The sequence below is a fragment of the Paenibacillus ihuae genome (genome assembly GCF_001368795.1).
Lineage (GTDB): Bacteria > Bacillota > Bacilli > Paenibacillales > Paenibacillaceae > Paenibacillus_AQ > Paenibacillus_AQ ihuae.
Map to the genome: position 1 here is coordinate 4,054,821 of NZ_LN831198.1, position 16,166 is coordinate 4,070,986.

Here is a 16,166-nt window from a genome sequence, read left to right on the forward strand (position 1 = left end):
CCTTGAAGAACAGGCAGAGCGGGTGGAGACGGTCATTCCCAGTTCCTCCAGCTTGCGGGCCATAACCTCGCCATTTACCGCCGGATAAGAAAAATGCACAATATGCGGCGCTCCGTCCCTGCGGCTATTTACTGTAAATTCGGGATTACCGGAGACAAATTCCAGCAGCCGGTTCCGCAGCGGAAGGATCTGCTGATTAAAAGCTTCTCTGCGCTCTCCGCTCATGCGTATAGCTTTGGCAGAAGCCACAACTGCGGCTACGTTCTCCGTGCCGGCACGAACTCCCTGCTCCTGCGATCCGCCAGTAAGCAGAGGAAAAAGCGCAACCCCATCTTTTACATAAAGTATCCCCACACCGCGCGGACCACGGACTTTATGAGGAGACAGGCTGTACAAGTCTGCCTGCCATTCCTTGATTTTCGTTTCCAGCTTCCCATAGCCCTGAACGCCATCCACATGAAATAAGGTCCGGCGGTTGGCTGCTTTGATCCGGCTGCCGATTTCCCGCAGCGGCTGGACCGCTCCGGTCTCGTTGTTGACATGCATGACACTCACCAGAACCGTGTCCCGGCGGACGGCTGCGGCCACCTGTGCCGGATCAACAACCCCTGTACTGTCCGGCGCCACAAATGTAACCTCCCAGCCCAGTGATTTCAGCTGCAGGCAGCTCTCGTATACTGAAGGATGCTCGATTTCCGTTGTTACAATATGGCGTCCCCGGCTCCGATACTGCAAGGCTGCCCCTTTTACCGCAAGATTATTGCTCTCCGTTGCTCCTGAAGTAAACAGAATTTCCTGAGGCTGTACGCCAAGTGCGGCAGCGCAAACTTCCCTTGAACGTGTAATAAGCCTGTCCGCTTCCGCTCCCGGACGGTGCAGTGAAGAAGGATTGGCGTAATGCAGCTTCATAATCTGCTCCATCGTCTGCACCACCTCTTCATAGGGCGGGCTTGCTGCGGCATAATCCCAGTACAGCATATATTGGCGCTCCTTTGCATCTTTGCTGATAAGTCCTAACTCGAGAAATATAGAATACCTTATCGCGAAGTCCTAATAAAGACTTAGTCTTCAAAAAAAAGGACCAAACGGTTCCTGCACCACCAAGGTGCAAGTCGATACCGTCTGATCCTTCTATTATACCGCGTACTCTGCGCGGGCGCGTTCTATTTTGGTAATGTAGGCCTGGGTTTCCTTGGGAAGCTGACTCAGCTTATCCATCAGCTCCTGGTCATTGCTCACGCCAAGCCTGTTCACCCGTCCGGGTCCGGCGTTGTAAGCAGCCAGCGCCATCTTCTCCTGCCCGTCATAACGCTTCAGCTGGTAAGACAAGTAGCGGACCCCGCCATCGATGCTTTGGGCCGGATCGAACGGATCTGAGACGCCCAGCCCGTTAGCGGTTCCGTCCATCAGCTGCATCAGCCCCTTAGCTCCAGCCGATGATACAACATTAGGATTAAAGGAGGATTCCGTATCAATCACTGCCTTGATCAGATCGACCGGCACACCGTATTTCGCACTGGCCGCCTGGATCAGATCCTCATAGTCGGTTGGAACCGTCTCTTTTATTTCCCCGGAAATTTCGCTGTAGCCGCCGGCAGTCCCGCCAAGCTGCTGCCATATCAGATTACTTAGCGAAGAGCTGTCCGGAAGGGAGGTCAGCCCGTTGGTGCTGTCTCCGTTCGCAGACTGCAAGGCAAGCTGTTGAAGCAAGGCGGCGAACTCGGATTTGGAGGAACCCGAGGTTTCTCTGCTATGTTTTCCGGTTAACTCCTTGATGCCTGCACCCCGCAGATTCACCCATTTCAGCTGCCCAAGCCCGCTGGCCGTAGCCGGATCTATACCCATACCTGAAAACCCTTCTTTCTGGTTCATTCTATATATAAATTCTCTGGTCCGAAGAGGCTCTATTTTAAATTTGAGATACGCCTTTATTTTACAATTCATTTACTATAAATGCTATAACCCGACATGAAAAAACAGACTTAAGACCCTTATAGTTAGGTCTTAAAGCCTGTTTCGATACCGCTATTCCTGTTTTCTAAAGTCTTACCGGGCAAACGGAATCATCACAAAATAGCTCAGCGTAGACACAATTCCCAGTCCCATCGCCCACGCACCGGTTGTTTTTTGTCCCCGGGTATAAGCATAGTAACCAAGCACTGCAGCCACTGGCCCTGTAATAATCGACCAAATAAATAAGGAAGCTATCCCGAATGCAAGTCCGACGTAGCCCATTCTTTTACTGTCGCTGTTTTCCCCTGCGGTTTCTTTCTTCTCTGTACCCCCGCCGGTTCTTTGCAGCTGTGTTAAGGGCGGACTTACTTCAGCAGCGTACTCTTCATTATGCGAAGGGTCCCGCCTGGGGTAATCCACCCTGCTGCGCGGACGCAGAATTATTTTCCTGCGTTTTGCCGGGTCATGCTTCGTTCCCTCTTGGTTCGAATCCATCTGCAGTCCTCCTAGACACCAGGCTTGAAGGTTAGGCAACAGGTTGCGGACGAAGTGCCGGCATGATCATGATGGTTGTGATTGGTCATCTCTTCGGCATATTCTTCCTTAAAGCCGCTGCCCGTATGCTTGTCGATCTCAATAATGATTTCTTCAGCCCGGCATAAATTTTGTTCACCCCAATAATGGCAATTGCTCACACTGCATTTTACAAGCGGTTTAGTGTTTGACATATGATCACCTCGGATACATTATGTCCGTGGCATTTCATCTCTATTCGGGTTGAGGACTGCCAGCTGTTGCCGGCATGTATTGGATCACAAAAAAAGACCGGACCTGTCATATACACCATGACAAGTGCGGTCCCTTGGGAATTATAAGTTATGGGTAGCGGTATGGAATAAGCTTAAACCTGGTTTTGCATCCGCTTTTCGGTCAAATAGTCATTCTCATAATAACTGAGATCATCACGCAATTCTTCATAAACCTTGGTAATTTCCATAATGATGTCGCGCGCCGGGCGGACAGGTTTTTTGCGGAAGCGGATGGCATCCTGGCCTGTGTAGGCATAGCGGCCATCTTCGGAGTAGCTTTCATTCTTCGGATAGAAGAAGTTGTTAACTCCAAAATGATATACGTTATAAAGCGCCTTTTGGGCGAAATCTTCATCAAATGTGGCGCGGCGAAGTGCAACCCCAAGCTTCTCATAGGACATTTCCGAGAATACCAGCAGATGGCGGAGATCGGACAAGAAACCTTGATAGAACGTCACCGTTTCCTCATCTTCCTCGGTTACCAGCTGCGGCAGCGCATGCCCATTCAGGAATAACTCCATTTTTCCGATTACCGATTTAAGTTTTTCTCTCGTCGTTTCACATAATTTCTGCACATTAGCTGCTGACATGGCGATTGCTCCCCCTTATTAGTCCTTGCTCTTAATTGTTGTTAACGAAAGGTATTGCCAAAACGGATGGTTACTGCAGCAATATCAAGAAGCTGTACTAGCCGGTTATTCCTTTTGATATTATCACAAAACCAAGGGACGCGGTATCCTTTTCTCTGATGCATAAAACTTGTGCGCTCTTCTAAACCTACAGCTTATACGATACCTTGAAGGAGCGGAAAATATGTCACGTAAAAATCTAACGGTCGCCGGTCTTGTCACCGCTGCGTTCACGGTTGTCCTGCTAACCTTTGTTCTGCGCCCTGCTGAAGAACCGAGGCTGAGACAGAATGCGCAAGCTACAGTTCCCAATCCCTCACAGGAAAAAACGGTCAAAAAAACAAATCTTGTTCAGGATGTCAGCGCTACGGACCGTTTGAACCGGACGGATGTCAGTAAACATTTGCGGACCATGCTCGCCGAGACCCACGGTGTACCGCCCCAGGATATTTCAGCATATGCTCAGCGCCTTCAGCAGGGACACGGGCATATCACCATGCTGATGTGGATCGATTACCGGACCCATAAGACAAGTACCTTCAAGTCCATACTCCCGGAAGGCACCGATCAGGAGAACAAACAGCTGCGCAAATACCTGAATTCAGCAAAAGCTGCGATTAAGGGGCATCAGTCGTATGAATCCCCTTCCTTTATTATCGGCGATAAAAAATATTACTTTATGGCCCAGCGTGATCAGGAAGGAAATATCGCTGTAATCGCCCTGATCAATCAAAAGATCCTTGACCGTGTAGCCGATCACCAGCTCAAAAATCTGCGGCTGATCCCTTACCCGAAGGAAGGCAACTACCGGGTGGAATCCGTCCATACCGATACGTTGAAGGATATTACCGTTAAGACAGGCCATGATAACGAAAATGCCAGCCATTTTTACGAGAACGAAATCGTCGTCCGCTTCAAGAACGGCCATCCTACTGCCGGACAGCTTCAGACCATCGCAGCGGATATCCGCTGCAAGGAGCCGCGTAAACTGGGCTATGCTTATATTTTCCGTTCGGACAATATGACTTATTCCCGGCTCAAAACCTATTTTACCAAGAAATGGAGTCCGGAATATACAGAGCCTCACTATATGTATTTAACCAATGAAGCTGTAGACGAAAATGCCGGAGCTAAAGTAATTACACCCAATGACCTCCTGTTCTCTACTTACCAGTGGAATCTTCCGGCTATCGAGACCGAACAGGGCTGGAATCTGTCCAAAGGCAGCAATGAGGTTATTGTCGCCGTGGTTGATACCGGTGTGCAGGCAAGCCATCCGGACTTACAAGGCCAGCTGCTCACCGGATATAATGCGATCACAAACGGTTCTACACCGGACGACGATGTGGGACATGGAACGCATGTGGCCGGTATTATCGGCGCATTGACCAATAACGAGGAAGGTGTCGCCGGCATCAGCTGGTACAATAAAATACTGCCGGTTAAAGCGCTCGACAACTCGGGAGCAGGCACAACCTACTCCGTTGCTGAAGGCATTATCTGGGCTGCCGACAACGGTGCTAAGGTCATCAACCTCAGCCTGGGTAACTATGCCGATTCACAGTTTTTGCATGATGCCATTAAATATGCCTATGACCGCGATGTTGTAATCGTCTCCGCATCGGGGAACGACAACACTGAACGCCCGGGTTATCCGGCTGCCTACGAAGAAGTGCTCGCCGTTGCCGCCACCAATTCCACCGGAGAACGGGCCTCCTTCTCAAACTACGGGGAATACATTGACGTTGCAGCACCGGGAGAAAGCATTGCCAGCACCTATCCCGATAATCAATATGCAGCGCTATCAGGAACTTCAATGGCGAGTCCGCATGTTGCTGCGCTTGCCGGGCTGGTCCGCTCACTGAATCCGGCCTTAACCAACAAGGAGGTCATGGAGCTGATGACCGCGAATGCGGTCGATCTTGGTGAGGCTGGGCATGACAAATATTACGGTTGGGGCCAGGTTGATATTTATAGAACTCTCCGGGCCGCTGGCGGAAACAATGTCCCGCTTCAATTGTTCCCCCAGCATGTCGGCCGGCAGCTGAAAAGCCTGCAGAAAAGTCTGGAGAACGGCCATTAAAGGCTAGAGGCCACATGCTCTTTCAGCAGCAGGAGGAACTGCCTTAGGCCGCGCTCCATCTCAGCTTCCGTCATTTGTGAATAACAGAGCCGGATGTGCCGGGAAGGCTTCTCGCCGGAATAACAAACATCGCCCGGAAGAAAGGATATCCCCTCCTGCTCGGCCCGCGCATGCAGCCCAGCGATCCCGTCTGCTGCGGGCAGCTGCAGCCAGAGGTTCAGTCCTCCTCCCGGAAGATTCCAGGTGACTCCCGGCGGGACATGCTGCTTCAGCAGCTTTGCCGCTGTCTCCATCCGGCTTCGCAAGGCAGCCCGCAGCTGCTCTGCGTAAGCCTCATATTTCCGGGCGATGAACGGTAGTACCGCCCGCTGATTCAGCAGCGGACTGCCGAGGTCACTCGCTGACTTGGCGGCAATCAGCCTGGAGAGGATATTGCCTCCGGCGGCGACACAGGCAATCCGGCAGCCCGGTGCAATGACTTTGCTGAAGCTTTTCATGTAGACTACATGCCCCTCCTCATCCAAGGATTTGATTGGCGGCGGCGGGGGCCTATGGAAATAAAGATCACTGAACGGATCATCCTCGACAATGAGACAGCGGTAGCTTCTGGCCAATTCCAGCAGCCGCTGTCTTCTTGTTATGCTCATAGTGACTCCGCTCGGATTCTGAAAGGTAGGGTTGGTATAGATCAGCTTCGGCGGCCGCCGGTCACACAGCTTGGTCAGTATATCAATTCTCATTCCCTCATCGTCCATAGGTACAAAGATCATCTCCGCTCCCCGTCCGGCAAAAACATCGATTGCTCCTGTGTAACTGGGAGCTTCCAGATATACGGCATCTCCCGGACCCACAAAAGTCCGGGCAACCAAGTCAATTCCCTGCTGTGACCCGCTCGTAATCATTATGCCGGAGGCCTGTACAGCAACCCCGTGTTTTCTCAGATGCCGGGACATCACTTCACGAAGCTCCGAATCCCCCTGGAAATTCCCGTAGGAGGCCATCAGTTCAGGCTGTTCAAGTACAAGCCGGGACATCGTCGATCCAATCTCATCCAGAGGAAGCAGATCACTGTGGATTGCTGCTATATGAAAAGGGTATCGCACATTAGAGTAATCAAAATTCCGCCAAAGCTGGGCCCGGGGCAAAAAATCATCATACCCGTCCTGCCATCCGGATCCGGCTTCCTGCGCTTTTTGCGGCTTCTGTGCCACAAAGCAGCCCTTCCCCTGGCTGCACAGAATGTGGCCGTGGCTCTCCAAATCGTCATAGGCTTTGCTCACCGTGACCTGGCTGACCTTCAAAGAGGAGGCCAGACTGCGTACAGAGGGCAGGCGCATGCCCGGCTGAAGCAGACCGGACGTGATCCGCTGAGCCAGTGTCTCGCTGATTTGCTGCGGCAGGGATTTAGTGCTGCTGCGGGCTAACTCAATATGCATTTGGCCTTCCTCCAACTGTTATATTCAGCGCTTTACTGTTATACCGCTATGCCGTTATGATACAACAAAATTCAATTGCGGGGAGCTTTTTTATGAAGATCAATTACGCTGAAATGACAGGTCATCTCGGATCATCAGCCGTCCGTGATATTCTCAAGGTTACACAGGGCAAGGATATCATCTCCCTGGCAGGCGGATTGCCCGCAGAGGAGCTGTTTCCGGTGGAGGCTGTCCGGGATGCCTATAACCGTGCGCTATCCGGAAGCGCCTCTTCGCTGCAATACGGGCTTACCGAAGGATATGCACCGCTGCGTGAGGCTGTAGCCGCCAGATTAACACGCCAGGATATTCCCGTTCAAGCTGCCGATCTGCTCCTGACCACAGGCTCCCAGCAAGCCATCGATCTCTTCTGTAAAGTCCTGCTTGACCCGGGCGACACCGTACTGATTGAAGCGCCGACTTATCTTGCAGCTCTGCAGGTGCTGGGCTCTTACCGTGCTGATCTCCGGACCGTACAAAGCGATGAATTCGGAATGCTGCCGGATCATCTGGAGGAACAGCTCCGGCTGCACCGTCCCAAGCTGCTCTACACCGTGCCCACCTTCAATAATCCCTCGGGGGCAAGCTGGAGCCGGGAACGCCGGGAACGAACGGTTGAATTATGCCGGCGCTATAACGTGCTGATTCTGGAAGATAACCCCTATGGCGAAATAACCTTCGATGAAACCCCGGGAGCCTATCCGCCGACCATGGCTTCCATTGACAGAAGCTCCGGCGATGATAGCTGTGTCGTATACACCGGTACCTTCTCCAAAATCGTTGCCCCCGCCCTGCGCACCGGCTGGATTACCGGACCCTCTGAGCTGATCCAAATGATCGCAAAAGCTAAACGGGCCGCTGACCTGCACTCCAGTGCCATTGACCAGCGCGCCCTGCATGAATTGCTTCTGGGCTTTGATATTGATGCGCATATCCGTGTCATTTCACGGGAATATCATTCACGGATGAAACGGCTCTCCGGCGAGCTGTCCGGACGGGGCTGGGAAGGCGCCAGCTTCAACGAGCCGCGGGGCGGCATGTTTTTGTGGCTTAAACTCTCTCCGGACATTAACACTACCGAGCTTCTTCCATTGGCCGTAGAGCAGGGCGTGGCCTTTGTACCCGGCGCAGTGTTCTACGCAGCCGATCCGCTTACGAACGCAATGCGCCTGAACTTCACGCATACCCCGCCAGCACTGGTACCGCTTGCTGTACAGCGGCTTGAGACGGCACTGGAGAACTATACACGGAAATCTGCAGAGGCAATGGGAACAATTGTCTGAAATCTGAATAAAGCAAAAAAAGCGGCCTTTCCAAAAGGAAGGCCGCTGTCTTGTCGTATATAAGCTTCGTAATATCACTATGAGTTGTCAGTTAGGAAAGTTTGCCGTAAGCCGGGTTCTGTGCTCGTTGTGGTTCAACCGGGAACTACCCTCCCACCATAAGCGACAATCATCTATCTAGGCCGTACATTACTGCACAGCTCCAGCGACCAACCTAGACACGCCTCAGGCGAAGGCTGCTCTTCCGGTAAAGGAAGCGCTGTGTCTCATTAGGTCTTGCTCCAGATGGGGTTTACCAGGAACGAAGTCACCAGCGTTCCTCGGGGTCTCTTACACCTCGGTTCCATCCTTGCCTGTGCCGCCCGAAAGCGGCCATCGGCGGTCCATTTCTGTGGCACTATCCTTCGGCTCGCGCCGACTGGACGTTATCCAGCACCCTGCCTTGTGGAGCCCGGACTTTCCTCCCGCGGCTAAGCCGCCGGCGATTGTCTGTCAAACTTCCCGAACAACATTGTATATTATACAGACTTGCACCAGTCTGCACAAGTGTAAAATAAAGGGTCTTTACAGAAACTTGAAAGGCTCTGTGTCAATTTGCGAAGCATAAACTGCGGTACCATACTTATGTTCCGCCAGTTTACTGCTCACCCACTCCGCCACATGCTCCTTCATAATCTTCTCCGCATTATGTCCCGGATCGATTAGGGCAATCCCGGCCAGAAAGGCATCCTGCGCCGTATGGTAATCCACATCACCGGTCACCAGTACATCAGCTCCCTTGAAGATGGCACTGTTATAGTATTTGGCACCGGATCCGCCCATCACCGCGGCTTTGCGGACCGGACGGTTCAGATCACCTACAACTCGTACATGATCCACCTTCAACCCGCTTTTAACCGTTTCGATGAATTCACCTAATGTCGTCGGCTCTTTAAGCTTGCCCACTCTGCCCAGTCCAAGGCTCCGGCCTTTGAGATCCATCGAATAGAGATCGTAGGCAACCTCTTCATACGGATGTGCCTTCAGCATGGCCTGGACTACCTTATTGCGGATGGAGAGCGGAACAATCGTTTCGATGCGGATTTCATCGGCACGCTCCATTTTACCCGCTTCCCCAATATAAGGGTCGGAGCCTTCACGCGGAACAAAAGTACCATAGCCCTCAATATTGAAGCTGCAATGGCTGTAATTCCCGATCCAGCCCACACCGGCATTCAGGATCGCATCAAGCACCTTCTGATGATGGTCCTTCGGCACGAATACGACCAGCTTGGACAGCTGTTCAGTATGAATATCTTTGATCGGCGCCCCGTTCTCAATACCAAGCGCTTCCGCCATCCAATCGTTCATTCCGCCTTCGGCAACATCAAGATTGGTGTGGCTGATATAGACCGCGATGTCATTTTTGATCAGCTTTTCATAGAGCTTACCCATAGGAGTATCGGTCTGAATTCCCTTGATCGGCCGGAAAATAATCGCATGATGGGCAATAATCAGATTGCAGCCCTTAGCAATGGCTTCGTCCACAATGGCGTCGTTGACATCCAGGGCAACCAGCACGCCGCTGATTTCCTTCTGCAGGCTGCCAAGCTGGAGGCCTACATTATCCCATTCCTCCGCCAGATGCTTCGGGGCAAGCTGCTCCATATAGCCAATTACAGTTTGTCCTTTGGCAAACATTCCAGCACCTCCGAAATTTTCTTGATCTGCGCCCGGATTTTGCTCCGTTTCTCTTCCGCCGAATCAAGCTCCGAGCGGGACAACGAGCCAAGGATGCCTTCCAGCTTGGCAATCTCGCCCTGCCATTTAGCGGCAAATACGGCATTCGGCTTTTCCAGCAGCCAAGGTCCCATTTGCAGCAGCATGTCCGGGCTGCAGATAACTCCTCCTGGCAGCACCCGCTCCAGGTACAGCTGCTCATTCGTCAGTCCAAAAGCATCCCCTTCAGGATAGGCTGTCAGCACTTCGTAGATTTTGCCGTCCTCTTCAAGAATATGCTCGGCTGTCACTACCCAGCCGTTATTCAGCAGCCAGCGGCGCAAAATATCCTCGCCTACATTCGGCTGCAACGCCAGCGTCTTCACACCCTCCAGCTTGCCTAGGGCCTGGCCGCGGCCCAAAATGGCAGCGATCAGCGATCCGCCCATTCCGGCAATCGTGATGCAATCGGCTTCGCCCGGTTCAAGCACTTCAAGCCCGTCACCGCGCCGTACAGCGATTTGTTTGCCGAGTCCGGCTTCTGCAACACCTTTTAGCGCCGCTTCATACGGACCCTGATTTACTTCACCTGCAATTGCCGAAACGGCTTTTCCGCTCTCTACAGCAGCTACAGGAAGCAGCGCGTGATCGGAGCCAATATCGGCGAGTCTGCTTCCTTCCGGCACCTGATCCAGCAGAAGCTGCAGCCGGTCTGATAATTTTACTTTGTTCATGAGGCCACCCACGTTATCCATTTTTTTCGGAAAATAAACAGCAGAGCCAATCCGGCAGCAACCTTCACTATCAATAACAGTGACACCCAGCCCGGGTAGCCCTGTCTTAGCCACAATGCATCGACCTCCGGCATTAGCCACAACGATACGCCGACTCCCAGATAGACACCTGACACTCCGCTGACCTTATGATAAAGCAGCCAGCTTAACCAGACCATCAGCACACATAGCGGTAGCCAGATCAGCTCCAGCTCCAGCATAGAGGCATCCGGACGCATTTGCCCGGAGAATCCGGCATACAGGAGTGCCCAAAAGGCGAATCCGCAGTAGTGCAGCAAACCAATACGCAGGGTGAAACCCAGGACGCACCACAGCAGCCCGCAGCCCGCAATCAGCAGAGGTCTCCAAAAGTCAGGATCAAGGTCATGCAGTGCGATCAGCCATAGGCCAAAACCCAGTGTCAGCACACTGCCGACCCCAGCCAGCAGGAGGCTGATCATATTGTTGCGGTCCCGGTAAATGGCCGAATAACCGTAACAGACCACTAAAACACAGAGTGCTGTTGCAAGTTGCAAAGGCCAGGGAAAAACGCTAAAATAAAGACTAATCAAGAAAATCAAGGAAATAATTCCAAAACCAAACAACCAAACTTTGATGCTTCCCTGCTGTAGATTTTGCAGCGATACCGGATTGCTGTCCTTGAACTCCGCCTCATCATTGTAGAGGTTGGTCAAGAAGTCACAATATTGTTCGGGCAGCAGCTTGCTTCTTCTCCAGTACTGAATTTCTCTTATAATAATTTCACGTTTTTCCAGATTCAACGGCTTATCCCTCATTTCACCCTTGCGCTAGATGCTTATTAAGCTAAAAGAACCTCCTGCCACCATGCAGCAGAAGGTCCGGTTATCGAATCTATTCGAGGAAATCCTTAAGCCGTTTGCTGCGGCTCGGGTGACGCAGCTTGCGCAGCGCCTTGGCTTCGATCTGACGAATCCGCTCACGCGTAACACCGAATACTTTGCCGACTTCCTCAAGCGTTCTTGTCCGTCCGTCATCCAGACCGAAACGGAGTCTAAGCACATTCTCTTCACGCTCAGTGAGCGTGTCCAGTACATCCTCCAGCTGTTCCTTCAGCAGTTCATAAGCTGCGGCGTCCGCAGGCGCCAGCGCTTCCTGATCCTCGATGAAATCGCCGAGATGCGAATCATCCTCTTCCCCGATAGGAGTTTCCAGTGATACCGGTTCCTGAGCAATCTTCATGATTTCTCTAACCTTCTCAACGGTCAGCTCCATCTCTGCAGCAATTTCCTCCGGCGAAGGCTCACGTCCCAGTTCCTGCAGCAATTGGCGGGAGACACGGATCAATTTGTTGATCGTTTCCACCATATGCACCGGAATACGGATCGTACGCGCCTGGTCAGCGATAGCCCGGGTGATCGCCTGGCGAATCCACCATGTAGCATAGGTACTGAATTTGAATCCTTTGTTGTGGTCAAACTTCTCCACCGCTTTGATCAGACCCATATTGCCTTCCTGAATCAAATCCAGGAACAGCATGCCGCGTCCGACATAACGTTTGGCGATACTTACCACGAGACGCAGGTTGGCTTCGGCCAGACGGCGTTTGGCTTCCTCGTCACCATTTTTGATCCGCATAGCCAGCTCAACTTCATCATCAGCCGAGAGCAGTGGCACACGTCCGATTTCCTTCAGATACATCCGGACTGGATCGTTAATTTTGATTCCCGGCGGCAAGGACAAATCGTCATCGAAGCTGAAATCATCACTATCGCTGTTCTCATTGTCCTCGCTCTGCCGAAGCGGATTGGAGCCTTCTTCATCATTCTCATTAACAACCTCGATCCCGAGGTCGCTGAGCTGCTCGTAGAATTCCTCCATCTGCTCGGGGTCTTGATCAAACGGCGACAATTTCTCCATAATATCTTTGTAATTCAATGATGATCTTTTCTTGCCGTGTTCAATAAGCTGGTCCTTAACCTGATCCAGAGTAAATTCTGCTTCCAGTTCAGTATGCTGATCGTTCGCCATAATTCGACTCCCTCCTCCCTAGATACATCCTGTCAAATTCTCACTGTCTCTCTAGGGTTATAATCTCACTTGCTATTTGTGCCGCACGTAAAAAGTCACCGGATTTCTCCGCTTGAATCATCTCTTCACGCTTTTGCTCCATCTTGCGCTGTGTAGGATATTTCTTCACTTCACGGATGCAGTCATCCAGAACCTGCGTATTCCAGTCCGGAGGTGTGTCCATCATGGATATTGCTGTAGCAGTCTTCTCCAGACGGTCATCCTGAAGCGATGATAGAAACCGGCTGATGCCGGGTGGTTTGCCTTGCGCGTAATAGGCATATAGATAAGCGGCAATTGCCGCATGATCATCGATGTTGAACTCTTCTCCGAGGCGTTCGCCTACATAAGCGGCAGCTTCCGGATCCTGAATCATAAAAGACAGCAGGCGCCGTTCTGCAGCATGATAAGCGGGCAGCAAAGTTGGTGTCTGCACTTGCCCTTTTTTATGCCTACCATTATTCCACCTTTTGTCGTTATTATCCCCTTCGGGCATGTTTTTTTGCATCGACGCGCGGAGTAAGTTGCAGTCCTGTTTCAAGCTATCATATGACAGCTCGAGCTCGGAGGATATTTCCCGCAAATAAACTTCCCGCTCTGTGGAGGAGTGAAGCGTCGCAATAATCTGGAGCGCCTCCTTGACATAGGCTATTTTGCCGTCTTCCTCTAGGAGTATATGGTTTTTTTTCAGATATATAAGCTTAAATTTTATGGCTGAAACCGCCGAGTCAATCACCTGTTCCATGAACCTTTCCCCGCCGTGACGAGAGATAAACTCATCCGGGTCCAGTCCGCTTGGAAGCACGGCAACCTTAACCCTCAGCCCGCTATCCTCCAGCACCGGGATTGCCTTCAGCGCTGCAGCTTGTCCTGCCTTGTCACCGTCATAGGAGAGAATGATCTCATCTCCCAGACTTTTCAACAGTGCCACATGGCTCTCCGTCAGTGACGTTCCCATTGTAGCCACACCGTTATGCACACCTGCTTCCCAGGCCGAAATGACATCGCCATATCCTTCAAAGAGGACGATTTGCCGCGTTTTGCGGATGGATGCTTTGGACTGGTGCAAATTGTACAGAATCCGGCTCTTGTTAAATATTCTGCTTTCCGGAGAGTTTAGATATTTTGGCTGACCGTCTCCGAGAATTCTTCCGGCAAAAGCAACTACCTTGCCCGTCCGGTTCGCAATCGGGAAAATGACCCGCCCGCGAAAACGGTCGATATAGCCCTTGCCTTCTCCTCTGGCAGACAGCAGCCCGCCTTTCTCCATCTCGGCGAGATCAAAATTCCGCTTCTCCAGGAATTGCAGCAGCGTATCCCAGCGGTCAGGTGCAAACCCAATCTGGAACTGGTCAATCATTTTGTCGCTGAAGTTTCGGGATCTTAAATAATTCATCGCGGCTGTGCCGTATTCCGTGTTCTTCAGCAGAAAATGATAAAACTTTGCTGACAATTCATAAGCCTGAATCAGCCGGTCCCGCTCGGGATCGGGTGGAGACAACGGCCCACCTTTGCCCTCGGGAATGGCAATATCGCTTTCTTCCGCCATTATTCTGACTGCTTCAGGGAAGGATAATCCTTCGATTTCCATCCTGAACTTAATGGCATTACCGCCCATTCCGCAGCCAAAGCAATGAAATACACCCCGGTCAGGGGTCACGGTGAAGGAAGGGGATTTCTCCGAGTGGAACGGGCAGAGGCCCCATAAATATTTCCCCTGCTTAGTTAGATGGACGACCTTGCCGACGGTTTCGGCAATATCATGCCGAGCCAGCACGCTCTCGATAACTTCTTCCGGAATATTACCGTGTCCGCTTGCCACTTTTAGCCACCTTCATCTCTTAACAAATAAATATAATTCGCTATAGCTGCACATTCTCCTGCAAAAGTGTTAAAAGTTTTGTCAGTTTATGTTGAAAAAGATTTTTTTCTTCGGCCGTGATCGCTTTTGGCCCTTTGGAATAGTGCCCGCGCCGGCGTTCCACAGCCCTGGCATGCCTGCCTTCCAGCATAAAATCCATCTTGGAATCCTCATATTCCTGTCCGCGGTTCGAAAGCACCCTGCAGCGTTTGCCCAGCGCCAGCGCAGCTAGTCCATAATCCTGCGTGATGACAATATCTCCGGCAGAAATATGATTGGCGATGTACAGGTCAGCACTGTCAGCTCCGCGGTCAACCTGCACCACTGCGACACCCTCTTCCGCCTGAAGCACATGGTCAAAAGACGAAACCATCAGGACAGGTACGCCGAAGGAACGGGCAACCGCAGCAATTCTTTTTTGACCGGACAAGCATCCCCGTCGACCACGATTTTTCTTCCGCTGGGCTTTTCCATGATCATCATCACCAAATTCCCGTGTAATATATATACGCTTTACCCAAACCGAAATCCTTCTTTGATAAAGCATAAATACGGAACGAATGTCAACTTACGCATTGGCACCGTTCCGTATATTTATACCCCAAACCATCGATCTATACCATAAGTTACACAAAATCACAAATTTGCTGTGGCAGCAAAGCTCGAATTCAGCCGGAAACTACCAAACCAGCTTGCCGAAATCGGCAAACACTCTGGAGTCTGCATCTACAGCGGACAGGAGAGCAAGGCGGTTCGTACGGATCTGTTCGTCTTCAGCCATAACCATTACGGAATCGAAGAATCCGGTAACGGCATCCTTCAAGCCGGAAAGAATACTCAGCGCTTCTGCGGCATTTCTGTCTGCAAGTGCTTCCTGGTAAGGCTCGTGAATTCCCTGCCATGTCTCATATAACTTCACTTCGGCTGCTTCTTTCAGCAGGGAAGGCTGGATTAACGAACCCTCTGCCGCTTTGGCCGCCAGATTGCTGACACGGGTCAGCGAGTCGACGGTGATTTTGAAATCAGCCTGAGTGTTTACAGCCTCTGTGAGTGCACGGCTTCGGTTAACAACATCAACGATGTCATCAAAACCCGCTGCAGTAACAGCTTCCACAACATCGTAGCGGATATTGTCATCGGATAAAAGGCGCTTCACGCGAAGGCCAAAGAACTCGTAAAGGTTTATACGCAGTTCAGGGGCAAAATGTTTCTCTGTGCGCAAATTTTCATGAACTTCCACGGCTGCAGCGAAAATTTCCTGCAAACTGACCGGAAGCTTATGCTCCAGTATGATCTGCACAATACCTGCCGCCTGGCGGCGCAGCGCGTAAGGGTCCTGAGAACCCGTCGGGATAATGCCGAGCGAGAAGCTTCCGACGATCGTATCGATTTTATCAGCGAGGCTGACGACCATACCCGCCTCCGTCGACGGCACACTGTCTCCGGCAAAACGTGGCTGATAATGCTCGGAAATACCTTTGGCCACATTCTCCGCTTCTCCAGCTTTACGGGCGTAGTCTTCACCATCGTGCCTTGAAGCTCAGGGAATTCAC

At 51.6% G+C, this 16,166-nt stretch carries 13 protein-coding genes, 1 other RNA gene and 2 pseudogenes; 2 read left to right on the top strand and 14 right to left on the bottom strand.

Going from position 1 to position 16,166, the window contains the following annotated elements; genetic code table 11:
* The 5 genes from AQR02_RS18745 to AQR02_RS18765 all read right to left on the bottom strand — a co-directional run.
* A partial coding sequence (locus AQR02_RS18745; protein WP_245237543.1) for a cysteine desulfurase family protein occupies positions 1-978 on the bottom strand: 978 nt, incomplete at its 3' end.
* Positions 979-1,134: 156 nt separating this feature from the next.
* Positions 1,135-1,872 carry a lytic transglycosylase domain-containing protein gene (locus AQR02_RS18750; protein ID WP_245237544.1) on the bottom strand — a complete coding sequence of 246 codons (738 nt, stop codon included), beginning with the start codon at positions 1,870-1,872 and terminating at the stop codon, positions 1,135-1,137.
* A gap of 174 nt (positions 1,873-2,046) precedes the next feature.
* Positions 2,047-2,448 carry a hypothetical protein gene (locus AQR02_RS18755; protein ID WP_054941774.1) on the bottom strand — a complete coding sequence of 134 codons (402 nt, stop codon included), beginning with the start codon at positions 2,446-2,448 and terminating at the stop codon, positions 2,047-2,049.
* Positions 2,449-2,459: 11 nt separating this feature from the next.
* Positions 2,460-2,681, bottom strand: coding sequence for a DUF1540 domain-containing protein (locus tag AQR02_RS18760; protein ID WP_054941775.1), 222 nt, complete (start codon positions 2,679-2,681; stop codon positions 2,460-2,462).
* A gap of 173 nt (positions 2,682-2,854) precedes the next feature.
* Positions 2,855-3,352: a YpuI family protein gene (locus tag AQR02_RS18765; RefSeq protein WP_054941776.1), complete on the bottom strand. Its 498-nt coding sequence runs from the start codon at positions 3,350-3,352 to the stop codon at positions 2,855-2,857.
* A gap of 223 nt (positions 3,353-3,575) precedes the next feature.
* Here AQR02_RS18765 and AQR02_RS18770 point away from each other — a divergent pair, with 223 nt between their 5' ends.
* A complete protein-coding gene (locus tag AQR02_RS18770) occupies positions 3,576-5,474 on the top strand; it encodes a S8 family peptidase (RefSeq protein WP_054941777.1) in 1,899 nt (632 codons plus the stop codon).
* Here the strand turns inward: AQR02_RS18770 and pdxR are convergent.
* Positions 5,471-6,910, bottom strand: a complete 1,440-nt coding sequence (gene pdxR / locus AQR02_RS18775; RefSeq protein WP_054941778.1) for a MocR-like pyridoxine biosynthesis transcription factor PdxR — start codon at positions 6,908-6,910, stop codon at positions 5,471-5,473. The two genes, AQR02_RS18770 and pdxR, sit on opposite strands and share 4 nt — an antisense overlap.
* Before the next feature lie 92 nt (positions 6,911-7,002).
* Between pdxR and AQR02_RS18780 the strand changes: the two genes are divergently transcribed.
* Positions 7,003-8,232, top strand: a complete 1,230-nt coding sequence (locus tag AQR02_RS18780) for an aminotransferase-like domain-containing protein (protein ID WP_054941779.1) — start codon at positions 7,003-7,005, stop codon at positions 8,230-8,232.
* Positions 8,233-8,324: 92 nt separating this feature from the next.
* On the opposite strand, the gene rnpB is transcribed toward AQR02_RS18780, so the two are convergent.
* The 8 genes and pseudogenes from rnpB to glyS form a co-directional block, all read right to left on the bottom strand.
* An RNA gene (rnpB, locus tag AQR02_RS19720) (RNase P RNA component class A) lies at positions 8,325-8,733 on the bottom strand.
* A gap of 63 nt (positions 8,734-8,796) precedes the next feature.
* A complete protein-coding gene (locus tag AQR02_RS18785; RefSeq protein ID WP_054941780.1) occupies positions 8,797-9,912 on the bottom strand; it encodes a Nif3-like dinuclear metal center hexameric protein in 1,116 nt (371 codons plus the stop codon).
* Entirely contained in the window at positions 9,888-10,664 is a 777-nt protein-coding gene (locus AQR02_RS18790) for a tRNA (adenine(22)-N(1))-methyltransferase (protein WP_054941781.1), read from the bottom strand. Before AQR02_RS18790 ends, AQR02_RS18785 begins: the two co-directional genes overlap by 25 nt.
* Positions 10,661-11,485 carry a hypothetical protein gene (locus tag AQR02_RS18795; protein WP_054941782.1) on the bottom strand — a complete coding sequence of 275 codons (825 nt, stop codon included), beginning with the start codon at positions 11,483-11,485 and terminating at the stop codon, positions 10,661-10,663. Before AQR02_RS18795 ends, AQR02_RS18790 begins: the two co-directional genes overlap by 4 nt.
* 91 nt (positions 11,486-11,576) lie before the next feature.
* Positions 11,577-12,713, bottom strand: coding sequence for an RNA polymerase sigma factor RpoD (rpoD, locus tag AQR02_RS18800; protein ID WP_054941783.1), 1,137 nt, complete (start codon positions 12,711-12,713; stop codon positions 11,577-11,579).
* A 40-nt stretch (positions 12,714-12,753) separates the two neighbouring features.
* Entirely contained in the window at positions 12,754-14,574 is a 1,821-nt protein-coding gene (gene dnaG / locus AQR02_RS18805; RefSeq protein WP_054941784.1) for a DNA primase, read from the bottom strand.
* Between the two features lie 40 nt (positions 14,575-14,614).
* Positions 14,615-15,087, bottom strand: a pseudogene (locus AQR02_RS18810) (YaiI/YqxD family protein).
* 205 nt (positions 15,088-15,292) lie between these two features.
* A pseudogene (gene glyS, locus AQR02_RS34580) lies at positions 15,293-16,166 on the bottom strand (glycine--tRNA ligase subunit beta); the annotation flags it as partial.